Source organism: Gluconobacter cerevisiae, assembly GCF_015244675.1.
GTDB classification, from domain to species: domain Bacteria; phylum Pseudomonadota; class Alphaproteobacteria; order Acetobacterales; family Acetobacteraceae; genus Gluconobacter; species Gluconobacter cerevisiae.
Genome location: NZ_JABCQO010000002.1, coordinates 56545 through 75077, shown reverse-complemented (window position 1 = coordinate 75077; position 18533 = coordinate 56545). Strand labels below are relative to the sequence as shown.

Sequence of the window (18533 nt, the reverse complement as noted above, 5' to 3'; positions counted from 1 at the left end):
TCCGGTCTTAATCCATCTGGAAGAGACCATGCGCCGATCCATTCTCTCTGCCCTTCTGGCTGCCTGCACCGTACTCGCCCCGCTTTCCGCTGCGAACGCGGCTCCCGCTCCGAATTACGTCGTGCTCGACAACGACTTCCTCGGTCCGGGCGGTTCCAACATCCAGTCCATCATTCCCCTGCTCAACCGCCCCGGCGTGACGCTGCTCGGCCTGACCTCCGTCGTTGGCGATGACTGGGAGAACGCGGGCACGGCGCATGCCCTGCGCTTTCTGGAAATTGCCCACCAGACCCAGATCCCTGTCGCCGATGGCGCCACCACGCCGCTGGTCAACACGGTCGCGGAGACGAAACTGCGCGAACAGCAGTTCGGCATCATTCCCTGGAAGGGCGCATGGGGTGGCCTCGGCTCCATCGAACACGTCCCGGCCACACAGCCGCCCGTCCGCAAGCTGACTGAAGGCGCGCCTCATATCACCGCCGACGCGCTTCCGGCCGCCATGTTTCTGATCCGTGAGGTCCACGCCCATCCGCATCAGGTCACGATCATCGCCGCAGGTCCGCTGACGAACCTCGCCCTCGCCATCCGGATCGACCCGACTTTCGCCGAAACCGCCAAACAGCTCGTCTTCATGGGCGGCCTACTCGATGCCAGCATGATGTCCGTCACCGGCAATGCCGATTTCGCGTCCGACTTCAACCTGATCATGGACCCCGAAGCCGCCCAGATCGCCCTGACAGCGCCATGGCCCGCCATCACCTGCGTCGGTAATGTCTCGAACGACATCATGATGACGCCCGAACTGGCCAACCGCATCGACGCAAAGCACAACGCTGTCACGGATTATCTGCAAAAGTATCAGGCGCCCCTGCCGCTGTGGGATGAACTGACCTCCGCCATCGCCGTTGATCCGACACTGATCACAAAATCCGTCACGGCCATCATGAACGTCAATATCGACCACGGGATGGATTACGGTCACGCCCATATCTGGCCGGACTCCACAGCGCCGAAGGGTATGGGTCTGCGGAAGGTGAAGATCGTGCAGTCCATCGACAAGACGCGCTTCATCAACGATTTCGTCTCGCAGTCCCAGAACGCCCCCGGTACACACTGACCAAGCACGCACTGAGAGCTTGAAGGAGGGCATCCGACACCTATGCTGAACATCATCAAACTGGCCGTCGGCTGCCCGAGCATCGAAGTCCTGCGCGAACGGCTGAACCATTACCGCATCAACGGCCACGCTACCGTTCAGACCCGCACCATGCCCAAACGGGCCGAGGAGGTTCTGGACGGTGGTTCCCTGTATCGCGTGATGGACGGCATGGTCCTGTGCCGCCAACCCATCATCGGACTGGAAAGCGCCCAGCGCGCGGATGGCAGCACGGGCACGCTGATCGTCGTGTCCGACGAAATCATCCCGGTCCAGCCACGCCCGATGCGCCCGTTTCAGGGCTGGCGCTATCTGGAACCCAAGGACGCACCCCCCGATCTGGGCAGCAGCCTTGGTCATGACGGCATTGCCGATCTCCCGCCACAGCTTCGGAAGGAGTTGGCCGAGCTCGCCCTGATCTGATCCCCCAAGATCTGCCTCCCAGGGCCGCGCCACATTTTTGCTGCATTCCGGGAACGGAATGGGACGTGAAACGTCATGCCTTTATTACGGGGAGCCACAGGATGCTCCCCTACGGCCTGCCGATCGTCTCGAAGGCGCACCGTGCAGATCAGAACAGAAGGAGTGCCGCCTTTGCCGCCCTTTTCCCGCCTCTCCCGAACAGGCACGGTCGCCGTCACGCTGTCAGCAGCCCTCACCCTTGGCTTCGGCCTGACAGCCTTTGCTCCCGATGCCTCTGCGCAGACGACCAACACCGCTGAGACGCCAGTCGCGCTCTCAAAAACCCTCCCCGGCAAGATCGTCTACACACAGCTCACAACGCCCGATCTGGCCAAAGCCAAGGCCTTTTATGGCGCGCTTCTGGGCTGGAATTTTCAGGACCGCCCCGTCTCGCGCGGCCATTATGCCGAGGCGCTGGTCAACGGTCATGTCGTAGCCGGGCTGGTCGAACGTCCTCTGCCCGACACGGATAACCCGCCCCAGCCGCTCTGGCTTCCGTTCATTTCGGCACTCGACGTCCCGACAGCGGCCAGGGAATCGCTCCAGTGGGGCGGCAAAATCCTGTACCGTCCGACCATCGTTCCGGGTCGCGGCGAACAGGCCATTATCGCCGACCCGCAGGGCGGACTTTTTGCTGCTTTGCACGCCCCTCACGGCGACCGTGACGATACGGACGACACGGCTCAGGGCGACTGGATCTGGCATGCGATCCTGACCCCGGCTCCCGCAGCCAGCGCGGGGTTCTATCAGAAACTCTTCGGCTATCAGGTTGAAGACGCCCCCCCTCCCGACACGCACCAGCGCTATATTCTGGATTCACAGTCCATCGCCCGTGCGACCGTCAATCCCCTACCGGCGCGCCTGCCCCCGGATGCGAGCGCGCGCTGGATCGGCTTCGTTCAGGTGGACAGCGTCGGGAGTGCCGCCGAAAAAGCCGTGCAGCTTGGAGGACGTGTTCTCGTGCAGCCCCATCCCGATCATCAGAACAGCATGATCGCCGTCCTCGCCGACCCGAGCGGCGCCGTTTTCGGAGTCATGGAATGGCATGATCCCAGCGCGGCAGGAGATACGAAATGACCCGTTGGACAACAAAAACCTTCCTGCGCCTTGGCGGTACGCTCTGCCTTCTGGGGCTTTTGTCGGGCTGCGGTGACTATGAATATGGCGGTCCCGGCCAATACGGCACCTATTATGGCGGCGGGGGCTATTACAGCAGCACCTATAATCGCGGCTGGGGCAGCACATGGGGCCCAGGCTGGGGCTGGGGACCCGGTTATTACGTCGGCCCTTATCCCGGACGCGGTCCGGGGCGGCCTCCCGGCGTACGTCCCGGCCCCCGCCCTGGAGGACCCGGTCATGGTCCCGGCGGACAGGGTAGACCCAACGGCAGACCCGGAGGTGACCCCGGACAGGGACTTGGTGGCGGAAGACCCGGAGGCGGTCAGGGACCGGGAAGGCCGGGCGGCGGAGGAATGGGCGGTGGCAACCATGGCGGTGGCCAGGGCGGTCGTGGACCCGGTGGCGGTCATGGACCCGGTGGACGCCGCTGAACCCTATCATATCTGCTCATAAAAACCGGAGGCGGTGATCCGCCTCCGGGATCAGACAGTCTTGCGTCCCGCACGCTCCAATGCGGCGATCTCGGCCATGACGTCTCCATTTTCGATCTTCTGGGCAATGTCTGCGAAGGGTGCCCCCGCCTCAAGAGCCGCAGCCGTAGCGCTCCAGCGCTCCCCGGCCTGAGCATCACCTTCACATAACCCAGCCGAAATATCGAACCGCAGCAACGTCGCCTCCCCGCTCAGACGACGCAGCGCCCGCAACAGGGCATGAGCCTGTGTCGCGCGTTCTCCCACTGCCGAGACCCCGCCCAGAACGGGAAGTGAGCCACGAGCAAACTCGGCCCGTGTGGTATCGATCCCGGCCTGACGTTGGACGCGATCTGTCGTCACGGGATCTTCCCGCTTCAACACAGCCGACACATACCGCAGATTGCCGATCACTGCCGCTTGCAAGAGGCCATCCATGTCCTGCCCCCGCCGCTGTGGGCAGACCATGAACGCACACAGCAGTCCGATGACACTGCCGAGCGTATTATCCAGCACCCGCATCCACGCAATGCCTTGCGACGGCATGAGCATTTCTGTCACGACGATAAACTGCGCGCTGATGAACACGACCAGCATGGTATAATTGACCGCGCGCATCGCGATCGCCCCGATCACGAAAGCCGCCACCGCCGCCAGCATCTGCGCAGAACCCGGCAGAAACGGCGTCAGCAACAGTGCGAGCACACCACCACCCAGCGTCCCCAGAACGCGTTCGAGCGCGCGCACCAGCGTTGTCTGACCGGAGGGCTGGATCACCAGAAGCACTGCCACCAGCGCCCAGAAACCATAATCCAGATCCAGCCACCAACTTGTCAGATAGGTCGCCAGAAGACCCACCACGAGACGCAGCGCATGTTGCCAGATCGTCGGCGTCAGACGCGCCGCATGACGTGGCAGTTCAGCATCGAACGGGAGCCGCGACTTTTGCGCCAGTCCCTCGGCCAGTGTTCCCAGCGTCCGCGCACTGGTCGCCACAAGTTCGCCAACCGGCCCCGCCGTGGCAGGAATAACCCCCGCCAACGCCAGCCCTTCAGCGGCCAGATGTTCAAGATCAGGCGCAGGTTCGAGCGCTGCGTCGCTCGCGTGCTGACACAGAGCCGAAAAAGCCGCCAGCGTGCCCCGCGCCTCAAAATCCAGCCCACGGGTTTCGACAAGATGTTCCACGGCCAACATGGCGGTAAACAGACGTTCTGCCCCGGCCAGCGAAGCAATCAGCCGCCCGCGCATACCGTAACTCGCATGTCCGGCATCGATCTGAAGCGCCAGCCCCCGGGCCCGCTCGATGGCCGTACGCACATTCTGCCGGTGTACGGTTTCCTGAAGTCGCCCCGCTGCGATCTCACCCGCCATAACCGACAGCAGCCGGTAACAGGCTCCAACAGCCCGTCGCGCAGGGGCGTAAGGATGCTGCGGCCAAACCACGAGACACAGAAATGCCGCCCAGAGCCCCCCGCCCCCAAACGCAAGAGCAACGACGAGAGCGTCCTGAAATCTATGCGCCGGAAACCCGGTGCCCGCCAGCATGACACAGCCCAGCAGCGCACAAAGCAGCGCGATGGACGGCGACAGCGCCCTGGCCAGACCCGCCATCAGCCCCGTCAGCACAAGCCAGGGCAGCACACCCCAGAGCGGATACACCGCAATCAGCGACGTCACGCCCCCAAGGATCGTGCCGCACGCCGTAAAAAGTCCAAGAATACGAAACTGCTCGCGCGCCGTGCCCCCCGGCTCGATCAGGCAGCTCCAGAAGGCGGCAAAGCCAGCCCAGGCCAGAACGGCCTGATGTTCATAAATCGCGGGAAGCAGCGCCACGACCGTCGCCACCGCCGCCCGGGTTCCTTCTGCCGGAGCAATCTGCTCCGGGCTTACGGGAACCGAATGACGCGCCAGAAACTGCTTCAGAAAATCAAACGGTCTCTCCCGCCCCTGTGAGGCGCGGGAGGAAGGCGTCTGGCGGAGAAGCGGCGGGTCAGAGGCCATCAGCGACCGGTCAGAATACGCTCCACGAGCTGGCTGACCGTCGGGACAAAGCCGTTCGCGTAGAACGGGTCGGTTCCGAAACGCCACGCATTCGTGCCGCCGAACATAAGGTTATGGTCGACCACGTTATCCTCATCCGCACCGGGCGGAATATGGGAAATGGTCTGGAGCGTCTTCTGGATGCAGAAGGAGCGCGGATCTGCCTTCTGACCATTGGTATAAGGCTCCCGCTGCATCCAGTTGGAGAACCGGCACTGCGAGAGGCACCCCATACAGGCCGTCTGGTCCGCAAGGATTTCGCGCGCGCTTTCCGGCGTCACGAAGACCAGCGTATCATCCGGCGTCCGCAGGGCCTCGGTAAAGCCTGCGGCTTCCCACTCCGCAATCCGGGGACGGTCGGCAGCCGGCACGAAGACCTCGCGCTTGCGGGCACCAACGCCATAAGACGCCTCATAGCCGCCACCGGATTCCTGACTGTACGGCACCTGACGCTCAGACCGCCCGCACAGATCCTGCATGAAGCTGTTACGAACTGCCGAAGAATAGAACCCGGTCGGGGAGAAGCGGTTAAGATAAACATCCCCCTCCTTCAACGTCAGCAGACGGCGCTTCCACGCGTCCGGGATCGGGCTTTCCTGAGTCAGCAGCGGGCGGGTTCCGAACTGGAACACAATCGGTCCCAGTTCCGGGTTTCCGATCCAGTCCTGCCAGTCCTCAAGATGCCAGACACCACCGGCCATGATGATCGGCGTCTCGCCCAGACCATAGTTCCGCATAACCCGACGCAGTTCGAGAACGCGCGGATACGGATCTTCAGGCGAAAACGGATTTTCTGTGTTGGACAGACCGTTATGGCCACCCGCACGCCACGGATCTTCATAAACCACGCCGCCCAGCAGTTCCGGCGCCTTGCTGTACGCACGCCGCCACAGGGCGTTGAACGCCCGTCCCGAAGACACGATCGGATAATAGGGAATGCCGAAGCGGACCGCGATTTCGGACAGGCGGTACGGCATCCCCGCACCACAGGTCACGCCATGCACCAGCCCCGGAGCGCCTTCGAGAATCCCGATGATGACCTCTTCGGCCCCACCCATTTCCCAAAGGATATTGACGTTGATCCGGCCTCTGCCGCCCGAAATCTCATGAGCGATCTTCGCCTGCGCGATACCGCCATCAATCGCGTAACGGATCAGTTCCTGCTGGCGCTCACGGCGCGTACGACCATGATAGACCTGCGGAACCGGATGACCGTCCTGATCGTAGCTGTCCGCATTGACAGCCGAAATGGTCCCAATCCCGCCCGCAGCGGCCCAGTGTCCGGCCGAGACGCCCGTAGAGACGGAGACACCTTTGCCCCCTTCGATCAGAGGCAGCACGTCCTGACCACCAAAACGGAGGGTATCAATAGATTTCATGGGGACTGGCTGTCTCCGAAACTCAGAAAAAAAAGGGCGGGGCCTTGTGAGCCCCGCCCCAACACTCACTCGGCGTCGCGACGGGGCGGTCGGGCCGGTCGGGCCCCCACGCTTTCCGTAATATCGGCGCCCGTGGCCTGATCGACAACCCTCATGGAGAGCTTGACCTTGCCGCGATCATCGAACCCGATGACCTTGACCTTAACCTCGTCGCCCTGCTTGACGACGTCGGACGTCTTCGCAACGCGGCCTTCAGCCAGTTCGGAAATGTGAACCAGACCGTCACGCGGGCCAAGGAAGTTCACGAACGCACCGAAATCGGCAGCCTTGACGACCTTGCCGTCATAGATACGGCCGATTTCCGGCTCGGCGACAATGCCTTCGATCCGGGAGATAGCCTTCTGGGCCTGCTCGTCGTTCGCAGCGGCAATCGTCACGGTACCATCTTCGCCGATATCGACCTTCGCACCCGAATACTCAACGATCTCGCGGATTACCTTACCGCCGGAACCGATCACGTCGCGGATCTTTTCCTTCGGCACGGAAATCGTCGTGATCTTCGGAGCATTGCCAGAAACATCCGAACGGCCTTCCGTCAGAGCCTTGGACATTTCGCCAAGGATGTGGATGCGGCCTTCACGGGCCTGTTCCAGCGCGATCTTCATGATTTCCGGCGTGATGGACGTAATCTTGATGTCCATCTGAAGCGCGGTCACGCCGTCAGCTGTACCGGCCACCTTGAAGTCCATGTCACCGAGATGATCTTCATCACCTAGGATGTCGGACAGGACAGCGTAGCCACGGTCTTCCTTGATCAGACCCATGGCAATGCCGGCTACCGGACGCGGCAGCGGAACGCCGGCATCCATCAGTGCGAGCGAAGAACCGCAGACCGTCGCCATGGAAGACGAACCGTTGCTTTCCGTGATCTCGGAAACCACACGCATCGTGTACGGGAAGACTTCCTTGGTCGGCAGCAGCGGACGGATTGCGCGCCATGCCAGCTTGCCATGTCCGATCTCACGACGACCAGGGGAGCCCATGCGACCACACTCGCCGACCGAATACGGAGGGAAGTTGTAGTGCAGCAGGAAGTTGGAACGGTATTCGCCTTCCAGCGCGTCGATGATCTGCTCGTCCTGACCCGTGCCAAGCGTCGCAACCACGAGGGCCTGCGTCTCGCCACGCGTGAACAGGGACGATCCATGAGCGCGCGGCAGGATGCCGACTTCGGCAAGGATCGGACGAACCGTCTTCAGGTCACGACCATCAATGCGGATGCCGGTCTTGAGGATGGACCCACGAACGACCTGCGCCTCAAGCTCCTTGAGCATCGGCTTGGCAAGTTCCAGATCCAGACCTTCCTCGGCCAGAATCTCGTTGATCCGGTCCTTGGCTTCGCCGACCTTCTTGTAACGGGCCTGCTTCTGACGCTCCTTGTAAGCGTCCGCCATCAGCTTGTTGCCAACTTTCTCGACGCGCTTGCGAAGGGCGATTTCTTCCTTCGTCAGCGACGGCAGATCCCACGGTGCCTTCGCAGCGTGCTCGGCCAGCGCGATGATGGCGTCGATAACCGGCTGGAAGGACGTGTGTCCCAGCGTGACGGCTTCAAGCATCGTCTCTTCCGAAAGCTCGCTGGCTTCGGATTCGACCATCAGTACGCCTTCGGCCGTACCGGCGACCATCAGGTCGAGCGTGCTGTCCTTGAGTTCGTCATGAACCGGGTTCACAACCAGCTTGCCATCAATGCGGCCGATACGGGCGCAGGCGACGGGGCCAAAGAACGGAATACCGGAGAGCGTCAGGGCAGCCGAGCAGCCGATCAGCGACACGAGAGCCGGATCGTTTTCGTTGTCGTAGCTCAGAACCGTTGCGGTGATCTGGACTTCGTTGCGGAAGTTTTCCGGGAACAACGGACGGATCGGACGATCGATCAGTCGGGCGTTCAGGACTTCGGCTTCGGACGGACGGCCTTCACGCTTGAAGAATCCACCTGGGATCTTGCCAGCGGCGTAAGCCTTTTCCTGATAGTTGACCGTCAGCGGGAAGAAATCCTGTCCCGGCTTGACGCTCTTGGCACCAACGGCGGTGCAGAGCACAACCGTGTCGCCATAGGTGATCATGACCGCGCCGTCTGCCTGGCGTGCGACCTTGCCGGTCTCCAGGATCAGGGGGCGTCCGGCCCATTCGATTTCCTTGCGGAAATAATCAAACATGCATGTTTTCCCAAATTAAGGGTGAAACCATCTCCGGGTGTCCGGCAGGTGGCGGAGCAGCGTTTCGGACGGCATGGCGGTGATGGCGGGACATCCCCGGCATGACACCATGTGGCCTGAAACGCCGGTCGCGCACCCGCACCGCCGGACAGGCGATGGCGAGGGTGTCCGGGAGCAGGCTCCCGGACAGATCAACTCAGCGACGCAGGCCGAGACGCTCGATCAGGCTCTGGTAACGGGCCTGGTCCTTGCGCTTCAGATAGTCCAGCAGGCTACGACGCTGACCGACCATCATCAGAAGACCACGACGGGAGTGGAAGTCCTTCTTGTGGGTCTTGAGGTGCTCGGTCAGGTTGACGATACGCTCGGACAGGATGGCAACCTGTACTTCCGGCGAACCTGTATCCGTCTCGCTCTGCTTGTACTCAGAAATCAGTGCCGTGCGGCGTTCTGCGGTAATCGACATCGTGTTCTCCAAAAAACTCGTGGTTTTCCAGCATCCGCGCTGCCCTGAGCCGCCCATGACGGACATGACACAGACCCAGCACGTGCTCTCCGATCATCGCGCGCCACAGATGGTCATCCCCCTGTGACGATGCCGGCAGAGGATGCATAAGGTCCGCGGGGTCTATCGACTGCCCCCAGACAAGCATCCTTCCCTCCGCATCGGTGACGGCCAGCGCCGGGATGTCGACCAGCGCGGTCGCCGCATCCAGCAGAGGAGCCGGAAGAGCATCGGCGTTGTCCACAGTTTGAGTCGATTTGTCCAGTGATATCTGATCGATCGTCAGGGCATGGCTCAGATCGAACGGCCCGCACTTCGTCCGCCGCAGCACCGAAATATGTCCAACAGTTCCACAAGCCAACGCGATGTCCCGCGCGAGCGAGCGCATATAAACACCCTTGCCGGATTGCACATCAAAAACAGCCGTATCCGCATCCGGACGATCCACAAGCGTTATCGAATCGATCCGTGCCGGACGTGGCGGAAGCTCGGGCGGACGGCCGGCACGCGCCATGTCATAGGCCCGCTCTCCTCCCACCCGAAGCGCCGAGAAAACAGGCGGGACCTGCATGACATTACCTGTCAGCGCCGGTAGGACAGCCAGAATCTGTTCATCTGTCGGACGGTTCGGCGATGTCGCCAGAACCTCGCCCTCAAGGTCATCTGTCGTCCGGCTTTCACCAAATGTCAGGGTAAAGCGATAACGTTTTGTCGCATCCATGATGTAAGGAATGGTCCGCGTCGCCTTACCGAACGCAATCGGCAGTACACCGGAGGCCAGCGGATCGAGCGTCCCGCCATGCCCGGCTTTTTTCGCATCAAACGCCCAACGGAGCTTGTTGACCATATCCGTGGAGGTCGGACCCAGCGGCTTGTCGAGAATCAGCCACCCGTCGATATCGCGTCCACGTTTCCTGCCCATACATCCTGTCCTTGCTTGTGAAGGCCGCTGATAGACCAGCAAAGGGGCAGAATGCAAAAAATGCTCCCCACCGGAAGTGAGGAGCATTTTTGAAAAATTATTCCGGATCTTTTTCCAGATCCCGCCGGACTTCCGGAGACCGCATGATCTCGTCGAGTTCCATGGCGTTATCCAGCGCCGTATCCGGCTGGAAGTGGATTTCCGGAACCGTCCGGAGATTGAGAGCCTTGGACAGCCCCGTTCTCAGGAAGGGCGCCACCCGCTTCAGGGCGGGCAGCAGAACCTCCACATCGCTCCGTCCCAGACGCGTCACAAAGGCTGTGGCGTGTCTGAAATCCGGAGAGATACGGACTTCCGTTACCGTGATCCGCACATCCAGCAGTTCCGGGTCACGGAACTCTGTCCGGGCGAACAGTTCCGCCAGAACACGGCGGACTTCTTCGGCCACCCGGAGCTGGCGGGTACTAGGGCCCTGAGCAACAACGCCGGCAGGGCCCTTCAGGTCATGTCTCGAACGCGAACTCAAGCCGGGATCACTTCCATTTCGTAGCACTCGACTACGTCGCCTTCACGCAGATCGTTGTAACCCGCGAAGGAGAGACCACATTCGTAACCACGAGCCACTTCCTTGACGTCGTCCTTGAAGCGCTTGAGCTGGCTCAGCTCGCCTTCATGAATGACCACGTTGTCACGCAGCAGACGCACGCCACAGCCACGCTTGACGAGGCCTTCGGTGACGTAGCAACCCGCGACCTTGCCGGTCTTGGTGATGTTGAAGACCTGACGGATCTCGGCGTAGCCCAAGAACTTCTCGCGATGCTTCGGCGCGACCTTGCCCTTGACCAGCTGCTCCACGTCATCTGCCACCTGGTAGATGATCGAGTAGTAACGGATATCCACGCCCTCACGCTGGGCCAGTTCACGGGCCTGCGTGGTGGCACGGACATTGAACGCCACGATAATGGCATTCGAAGCCTTGGCAAGCTGGATATCGCTTTCCGTGATCTGGCCGACACTTGCATTCAGAACGCGAACCGCAACTTCTTCATGAGCCAACTTCTGTACCGTCGTGGAAATTGCTTCCGCAGACCCCTGCACATCAGCCTTGACGAGAAGCGCAACCTCTTTCTGAACACCAGCCTGAATTCGAGCCAGCATCTGATCGAGAGTACCGCGAGCTGCAACCTGCGAAGCGGCTTCCTTGTCCTTGATCTTACGCTGACGGAACTCGCTGATCTCACGGGCCCGGGCGTCGGTTTCAACAACAACGAACGGCTCGCCTGCACCCGGCACACCTGTCAGACCGAGAACCTCGACCGGCATGGACGGACCGGCGTCCTTGAGCTGACGACCACGGTCATCGAGCACTGCGCGGACACGGCCCCATTCGGAACCAGCCACGAGGATGTCACCGCGACGCAGCGTGCCCTTCTGGACAAGAACGGAAGCCACAGGACCACGTCCACGATCAAGACGGCTTTCGATCACCACACCTTCGGCCACGCGATCTGGGTTAGCGCGCAGGTCCAGCATTTCGGACTGAAGCAGGATGCATTCTTCCAGCTTGTCCAGCCCGGTCCGCTTGAGGGCAGAAACCTCGACGTCCTGAGTGTCACCACCCATTTCCTCGACCACGATCTCATGGCTCAGGAGTTCCTGACGAACACGGGCAGGATTGGCGCCCGGCTTGTCGATCTTGTTGATCGCCACGATGATCGGAGCATTGGCCGCCTTGGCGTGCTTGATGGCTTCGATCGTCTGCGGCATCACACCGTCATCGGCTGCAACAACCAGCACCACAATATCGGTAACGGACGCACCACGGGCACGCATTGAGGTGAAGGCCTCATGACCCGGTGTGTCGATGAAGGTGATTTTCTTCCCCGACGGCGCCGTGATCTGATACGCGCCAATGTGCTGCGTGATGCCACCGGCTTCGCTCGCCGCCACGTCAGTGGTGCGCAGCGCGTCGAGCAGAGAGGTCTTGCCGTGATCGACATGTCCCATGACCGTCACGACCGGAGCACGCGGCAGCAACTCGTCGGCGTTGTCTTCCACGCCTTCAATGCCGATCTCAACGTCGCTTTCGGAAACACGTTTGATGCGATGGCCGAATTCCTCGACCACCAGCTCGGCGGTGTCGCCATCAATGCTCTGTGCAGCCGTTGCCATGACACCCATCTTCATGAGGGCCTTGATGACTTCACCCTGACGGGATGCCATACGGTTGGCCAGTTCGGCCACCGTGATGGTTTCCGGCACGATAACGTCACGCACGACGCGAACCTGGTCGGAGCGCAGACGCTCCAGTTCGGCCTGACGGCGCTCGCGGTCACGCTGGCGACGGACAGAAGCCAGCGAACGGGTCTTGTCGTCATCGCCTTCGATCGCAGCGCGAACGTCGATGCGTCCTGAACGGCGGTCGCTACCACCAGCCTTGCGGGATGGTGCAGACGGACGGCGCGGCGGTGCCGGAGGCGCGCCCGGACCCGTACGACGGGGAGCAGGACGACGCTCTTCTTCACCACCAGCGGCGGCTGCGCCGGAACGCAGATGAAGGGTTTCGTTGTTGCGAGCGGGAGCGGCTGTCGCAGCAGGACGCGACGGCTGAACCGGACGCGGCGGCATGATGGCACGCTCGGCCAGCGGACGCAGACGCTGCACCGGAGCGGCAAGCTGAACACCACCGGTCGAATGCGTACGCGGGTCCAGCGGAGCTGAACGTTTGGCTTCCTCAGCTTCGCGGGCCGCGGCTTCAGCCGCAGCGTGCTCTGCAGCGCGTGCGGCAGCTTCGGTAGCAGCCTGCTCCCGTGCGGCCTGCTGTTCACTTTCCTTCAGGGCAGCGATTTCAGCCGCCTTCTGCTCGGCGATCAGACGCTCTTCCTCAGCAGCGCGACGCGCAGCCTCGGCGGCAGACATGATCTGGATCTTCTCTTCTTCACGCCGCGCAGCTTCATCGGCCGCAGCCTGACGCTGTCCTTCAAGCGCACGCTGGCGTGTTGCCAACTCAGCTGCCGTCAGTGCACGGCCACCTGCGCGGCCACCACGGGCTGCCGCACCGGCACCCGGACCGGTCGCATTGCGCTTGGGTTTGCGTACTTCAACCTGCACGACCTTGGAGCGGCCATGACTGAAGCTTTGACGCACGGAGCCAGCGTCCACCGTACGCCCGACCTCCGGCCGTCCAGCGGGGCGAAGCGACAGACGGCTGCTTCTGGTCTGTTCGCCGCCCTGCGATGGGGTGTTGTTTCCGTCCTGGTTGCGCTCGTTGCCGTCGCTCATAGTTCCGCCTGTTCCTTACTGACCCCTTCGGGGTCTGGGAGCGGACGTCCTGCCACTCCCGAAAATCTCTCATGTTCGGCGATCAGGCGCTGTGCCAGCGCACCAGGCGCCATCACCGCATAGACCGCCCGGTCCCGGCTGAACGCCGATTCCAGGACCCGATCGGGAACTGTCACCACCGGCAGAGAACGCCGGCCCGACACCAGTCTGGAAAATTCGTCCGGACTTGCACTTTCCGAACGGATCACCACCCCTACCCTGCCGGAAGTAAGCCACTCCCGGCACTTCTGAAAACCGCAGACCGTCTGACCGGCTCTCCGGGCCAGACTGACTGCATCCAGCATCCGCTGTACCAGAGCACCACCAACGAGGTCGGCAAGGTTTTCCGGTACGCTCACCTGGGCCTTTGCCGCTCTGGCGAAAGCCTGTCGTGTTCGGGCGCTATCTAACACATCCCGGCTGGCACTCAACCACATTCCCCGCCCCGGAAGTTTTCCGGCAAGGTCAGGGACAACCCGGTTATCCGGACTGACGACGAAGCGGATCATGCCTTCGGGCGGCTTCTGCTCTCGCGTTACGAGACATCGCCGCTCCGAGCCGCGACGCCCTAAAGCGCCACGAACAGGACCATTATCAGTATCAGAAAGATCAGACGTCGGTCGACTCCTCGTCACCGTTCTCGGGTTTTACCGAGTCGGCATCTTCACCTTCGAACCAGTGCGCACGGGCACCCATGATGATCTCGTTGGCGGCATCTTCGTCGATAGCCTCCTCACCGAGAATCTCCACAAGCTCATCTCCCGCGAGATCTGCCAGATCGTCGAGCGTCTTCACGCCCTTCTCGCCCAGCGTCACCAGCATCTGGTTCGTAAAGGCACCCAGTTCGGCCACGTCGTCCGTAACGCCCAGCGCCTTGCGCTGGTCATCCAGAGCCTGTTCCTTGCTGGCCAGATAATCATTGGCGCGATGCATAAGCTCTTCAGCCACGCTTTCGTCAAAGCCGTCGATATCGTTCAGCTCACCCGGATCCGTGTAGGCCAGTTCCTCAATGGAGTGGAAGCCTTCCGTCACCAGCAGACCGGCGATCACGTCATCAACGTCCAGCGCGTCCACGAACTGCGAGGAGCGCTTGCGGAACTCTTCCTGACGACGTTCCGATTCCTCGGCCTCCGTCAGAATGTCGATGTCCCAGCGGGTCAGCTGGCTGGCAAGACGCACGTTCTGTCCACGGCGACCAATGGCAAGCGAAAGCTGCTCATCCGGCACCACAACTTCAACGCGGCCTGCTTCCTCATCCATCACCACCTTGCTGACTTCAGCAGGAGCCAGTGCATTGACGACGAATGTTGCAGCCTGCGGGCTCCAGGGAATGATGTCGATCTTTTCGCCCTGCAGTTCGGCCACAACAGCCTGAACGCGGGAGCCACGCATACCAACGCAGGCACCGACCGGATCAATCGCAGCATCGCGCGAAATCACGGCCATCTTGGCGCGCGATCCCGGATCACGGGACACGGCCTTGATTTCGATGATCCCGTCATAGATTTCCGGAACTTCCTGCGCAAACAGCTTGGCGAGGAAGGCGGGATGCGTCCGGGACAGGAAAATCTGCGGGCCACGCGGTTCGTCACGCACGTCATAGATATAGGCGCGGATGCGATCGGAATTACGGAATGATTCGCGTGGGATCAGTTCGTCACGACGCAGCAGGGCCTCGGTATGACCGATCTCGACCATGAGATTGCCATACTCGGTCCGCTTGACAGTCCCGTTGACGATCTCGCCCACACGGTCCTTGAACTCGTTATACTGGCGCTTACGCTCATACTCGCGCACCCGCTGCACGATGACCTGCTTGGCAGTCTGCGCGGCGATACGTCCGAAATCGATCGGCGGCAGCGGATCAACCAGATGCTCACCGGCCTGAATTTCCGGCTGGAACTTCCGGGCGATATGCAGCGGGATCTGAGTATCCTCGTTTTCGACCTGATCGACCACTTCGGTCCATCGGCTCAGACGAACTTCGCCGCTCCTGCGATCAATCGTCGCACGGATGTCCTTTTCATGCCCGTACTTTGCGCGGCCAGCCTTCTGGATGGCCTGCTCCATTGCTTCAAGCACTTCCTCACGGTCGATATTCTTCTCGCGGGAGACTGCATCGGCAACCAGCAGCAGTTCGGGACGTGTAACAGACGTGTCCATCAGATCGGACCTCCAGCCAGCATGAGACGGGTCATCACTTCTTTCCCGGCTTCTTCGGATTCAGTTTGGGCGCTTGGCGCACTTCGCCGCCATCTTCCCCTTCAGGATCAAGCCCTGCCAAAGCAGCGCTCGCCTCAATCAGCGCATCAGTCAGGACCAGACGGGCCTTGCGGATGTCCACCAGCGGCAGAACGGCTTCGGTTCCGTCATCCAGGCGGATAAGGGCATTGCCGTCCCGCGCACCCATGACAGTTCCCGAAAAACGACGGCGGCCATTGAGCGGAACATCCAGCTCGGCCTTCGCCAGATGTCCTGCGAATCGTTCCCAGTCTTTGGCACGCGTCAGCGGACGATCAATTCCGGAAGACGACACCTCCAGCATCCATGCACCGGGGATGGGATCATCAACATCCAGAATGGCTCCGGCAGCATGACTGATCTGTTCACAGTCTTCCACCGAAATCAGAGAGCCGTTCGCACGGTCTGCCATGATCTGGATTGTCGGCGTATCGCGCCCCAGAACCGAAAGACGCACAAGCTCGTAGCCCAGATCGGCCAAGGTCGGCGCGATCCGTTCCGCGATGCGGGCTTCCAGCCCCGTGAGGTGGGGCAGTTCGATATCGGAAGAGGCGTTCTGCTGAGACAAGACAAAAAAGGCGGCCCGTCAGGGCCACCCCCCAAATGAGCGGAAGATGAATGGAATATGCCTTATGTAAGTCACCTCCCTTCAAGACGCAAGAGGAACGCAAATCCCTTTCATTCCCGAACATCCCGTTACCCAAAGCGAGTCGAAAGATTTGTTTACATTTCGATGCCTGGAAAACCCTTGTCTTCAGGCCCGGTCGGGAGTCAGATGGTTCCGAAATGACTTTCCCATCCGAGCCCCGTCCGGAACTGCGCCCGGAACCGCGTCTACAGCCCCTGCCTGCCGATCCTGCTTCCCGGAACCGGGTTCTGTGGGGTGGCGGCGGCCTGATTGCGGCCCTGACGGTCGGGGCAGGCGCTTTTTTCTACACGCACAACACGACGACACTACCAACACCTCCAATGGCGCCACTTTCCCAGAATAGCCCGGCTGTGCCCGTCGCCCAGACCGCGGCTGTCCAGCTCTCGATGCTTCCCACTGTCAAAGCGCCGGCCGCACTTGCCAAGAGCGGTTTCAGTCCGGACGATCAGGCCCGCATTCTCGCGGCCGTAAAAGATGGCAAGATGCGCCTCGTGGAAATGCCGGTGTTGGATGCTTCGGGCGCAGTCGGCCAGACTATCGATCTCACAGTCTCTTCTGGACTGACACAGCGCGTTGTCCTTAACGGCAGATTCCAGCATCTTGTTATTCCAATCGCTGAAGCCGGACAGATCCTTATTGCCCCGGTGAGCATGCCACATGCACCCGCTCTGATCGTTGGTGCCCTCACAGCTTTCGGTCCAGAAGCCCTGCCTGCCCTGACGACGCTGGACCAGCGCGTCCTGCTCAACGTGATCGTCCAGTAAGGAACCGCCCGGTGTTCAAGTCTCTCGTGCCCATGCTCAACCGGGCCATGCCGCTGATGATGGCTGCCTTCCTTATTCTGGCAGTAGTTCAGGTTTCGATCATGCTACACCTGTCGCTGAACGGGCTATGGGCCGCCATCGAATGGGGACGGCGTTTCTATCTTCCGCTGGCAGGGATCAGTGCCCTTCTGGCAGTCACTGGGCTGGCATATGAAACATCAGCCGAAAAACTGGCGCGGCGTGGACTGCGCCGCAGGAAAGGTCTCATCATGGATGTTCTCAGCCGTCTGACGAACCGCGGAGCCCTTGAAGAGCTCATGGCCCGCGAACACCGCGAAACCGTCCTCGACGCCGATGAACTGGCCGCTTCGCTGCGCGCGCGCGTGATCGGACAGGATCAGGTCTGCGAGGATATTGCCCAGCAGATGCGCCGTCGTCTGGCGCTTCAGGTTCGCGGCAAGCCCGTGGGTATTTTCCTGCTGGCAGGCCCCCCAGGGACGGGCAAGACCTATCTCGCCAAACAGATGGCGAAACAGATGGAACGTCCCCTGCTGCATTTCGACATGACGCAGATGTCCAGTCCGCATGCGGAATCTCTCCTTTTTGGCTCGCCCAAGGGCTATATGGGTTCCGATACGTTCGGGACTCTGACTGGCGGCCTAAAAGAACATCCAGATGCCGTGGTCCTGCTCGACGAGATCGAGAAGGCCCATCCGGATGTCTTCAAAAAATTCCTTACTGCCTGGAATGACGGTCATGTCACGGAAGCGTCCGTCGGCGAGCAGGTCTCGACCACGCGGGCAATCTTCATGCTCACTTCCAACGTCGCCACTGAAGCATTGACCGAAATTGCCGATCGTCTTGCAAACGAGCCGGAGAAAATGCGCGGCGAGTCGGTCGAGGCCCTGCGCAAATCCGGATTCGCTCCTGAAGTTCTCAACCGGCTGGATCGGATTTTCGTTTTCCGCTCCCTGCGCGGACTGGATCTCGCCCGTGTCGCTGCGCTGGAAATCGAAGCCATGATTGAAGGCTACGGCCTGCATGTCGAAACCGGAGGCATCGACGCCGGCATTCTGTTCCAGGTCATGATGAAGCAAAAGAACCTCGGTACTGGCGCCAGTGCACGCGATCTCGTCCGCTCCATTGAAGAGATGGTCAGCGAAAGTCTGATCGTCGCACGCCAGAAAGGCGCCAAACGCGTCCGCCTCGTCGCACAGGAGAACGGGACAGTAACCACGGAAATCGCCAACGATTCCGAAGTACAGCTTGGCCGGGTGAGTCGCTGATCC

The 18533-nt window shown here is 61.3% G+C and carries 16 protein-coding genes; 6 read left to right on the top strand and 10 right to left on the bottom strand.

Annotated features, from left to right (window positions below):
- Nucleotides 1-28 precede the first annotated feature (28 nt).
- The 4 genes from HKD21_RS03185 (at nucleotide 29) to HKD21_RS03170 (ending at nucleotide 3168) form a co-directional block, all read left to right on the top strand.
- Nucleotides 29-1117 carry a nucleoside hydrolase gene (locus tag HKD21_RS03185; RefSeq protein ID WP_194254173.1) on the top strand — a complete coding sequence of 363 codons (1089 nt, stop codon included), beginning with the start codon at nucleotides 29-31 and terminating at the stop codon, nucleotides 1115-1117.
- A 42-nt stretch (nucleotides 1118-1159) separates the two neighbouring features.
- Nucleotides 1160-1579, top strand: a complete 420-nt coding sequence (locus HKD21_RS03180; protein WP_194254172.1) for a DUF1489 family protein — start codon at nucleotides 1160-1162, stop codon at nucleotides 1577-1579.
- A gap of 141 nt (nucleotides 1580-1720) precedes the next feature.
- The gene (locus HKD21_RS03175) at nucleotides 1721-2695 is read left to right on the top strand and encodes a VOC family protein (RefSeq protein WP_322782895.1); all 975 of its coding nucleotides are present in this window, start codon (nucleotides 1721-1723) and stop codon (nucleotides 2693-2695) included.
- Nucleotides 2692-3168 (top strand): hypothetical protein, encoded by a 477-nt coding sequence (locus HKD21_RS03170; protein WP_194254170.1) that lies wholly within the window; start codon nucleotides 2692-2694, stop codon nucleotides 3166-3168. The genes HKD21_RS03175 and HKD21_RS03170 overlap by 4 nt, the downstream gene beginning before the upstream one ends.
- Nucleotides 3169-3219: 51 nt before the next feature.
- Here HKD21_RS03170 and HKD21_RS03165 read toward each other — a convergent pair whose 3' ends face one another.
- From HKD21_RS03165 to rimP, 10 genes are all read right to left on the bottom strand, one after another.
- Nucleotides 3220-5208, bottom strand: a complete 1989-nt coding sequence (locus HKD21_RS03165; RefSeq protein ID WP_194254169.1) for an FUSC family protein — start codon at nucleotides 5206-5208, stop codon at nucleotides 3220-3222.
- Nucleotides 5208-6626, bottom strand: coding sequence for an NAD(P)H-dependent flavin oxidoreductase (locus HKD21_RS03160; protein ID WP_194254168.1), 1419 nt, complete (start codon nucleotides 6624-6626; stop codon nucleotides 5208-5210). Before HKD21_RS03160 ends, HKD21_RS03165 begins: the two co-directional genes overlap by 1 nt.
- A 65-nt stretch (nucleotides 6627-6691) precedes the next feature.
- Nucleotides 6692-8842 (bottom strand): polyribonucleotide nucleotidyltransferase, encoded by a 2151-nt coding sequence (gene pnp, locus HKD21_RS03155; RefSeq protein ID WP_194254167.1) that lies wholly within the window; start codon nucleotides 8840-8842, stop codon nucleotides 6692-6694.
- 196 nt (nucleotides 8843-9038) lie between these two features.
- Nucleotides 9039-9308, bottom strand: coding sequence for a 30S ribosomal protein S15 (gene rpsO, locus HKD21_RS03150; RefSeq protein WP_011253110.1), 270 nt, complete (start codon nucleotides 9306-9308; stop codon nucleotides 9039-9041).
- Nucleotides 9268-10269, bottom strand: a complete 1002-nt coding sequence (gene truB, locus HKD21_RS03145) for a tRNA pseudouridine(55) synthase TruB (protein WP_194254166.1) — start codon at nucleotides 10267-10269, stop codon at nucleotides 9268-9270. The genes rpsO and truB overlap by 41 nt, the downstream gene beginning before the upstream one ends.
- Nucleotides 10270-10366: 97 nt before the next feature.
- Nucleotides 10367-10795 carry a 30S ribosome-binding factor RbfA gene (gene rbfA / locus HKD21_RS03140; RefSeq protein WP_194254165.1) on the bottom strand — a complete coding sequence of 143 codons (429 nt, stop codon included), beginning with the start codon at nucleotides 10793-10795 and terminating at the stop codon, nucleotides 10367-10369.
- Nucleotides 10792-13551: a translation initiation factor IF-2 gene (infB, locus tag HKD21_RS03135; protein ID WP_194254164.1), complete on the bottom strand. Its 2760-nt coding sequence runs from the start codon at nucleotides 13549-13551 to the stop codon at nucleotides 10792-10794. Before infB ends, rbfA begins: the two co-directional genes overlap by 4 nt.
- On the bottom strand, nucleotides 13548-14225 hold the full coding sequence (locus HKD21_RS03130; RefSeq protein ID WP_194254163.1) for an RNA-binding protein: 678 nt from the start codon (nucleotides 14223-14225) through the stop codon (nucleotides 13548-13550). The genes infB and HKD21_RS03130 overlap by 4 nt, the downstream gene beginning before the upstream one ends.
- Nucleotides 14200-15753, bottom strand: a complete 1554-nt coding sequence (gene nusA, locus HKD21_RS03125; protein WP_194254162.1) for a transcription termination factor NusA — start codon at nucleotides 15751-15753, stop codon at nucleotides 14200-14202. The genes HKD21_RS03130 and nusA overlap by 26 nt, the downstream gene beginning before the upstream one ends.
- 34 nt (nucleotides 15754-15787) lie before the next feature.
- Nucleotides 15788-16399, bottom strand: a complete 612-nt coding sequence (gene rimP, locus HKD21_RS03120; protein WP_194254161.1) for a ribosome maturation factor RimP — start codon at nucleotides 16397-16399, stop codon at nucleotides 15788-15790.
- A gap of 218 nt (nucleotides 16400-16617) precedes the next feature.
- On the opposite strand from rimP, the gene HKD21_RS03115 reads away from it, so the two are divergent.
- Nucleotides 16618-17244: a hypothetical protein gene (locus HKD21_RS03115; protein WP_194254160.1), complete on the top strand. Its 627-nt coding sequence runs from the start codon at nucleotides 16618-16620 to the stop codon at nucleotides 17242-17244.
- Between the two features lie 32 nt (nucleotides 17245-17276).
- Nucleotides 17277-18530, top strand: coding sequence for an AAA family ATPase (locus tag HKD21_RS03110; protein WP_194254456.1), 1254 nt, complete (start codon nucleotides 17277-17279; stop codon nucleotides 18528-18530).
- The last annotated feature ends 3 nt before the right edge of the window (nucleotides 18531-18533 follow it).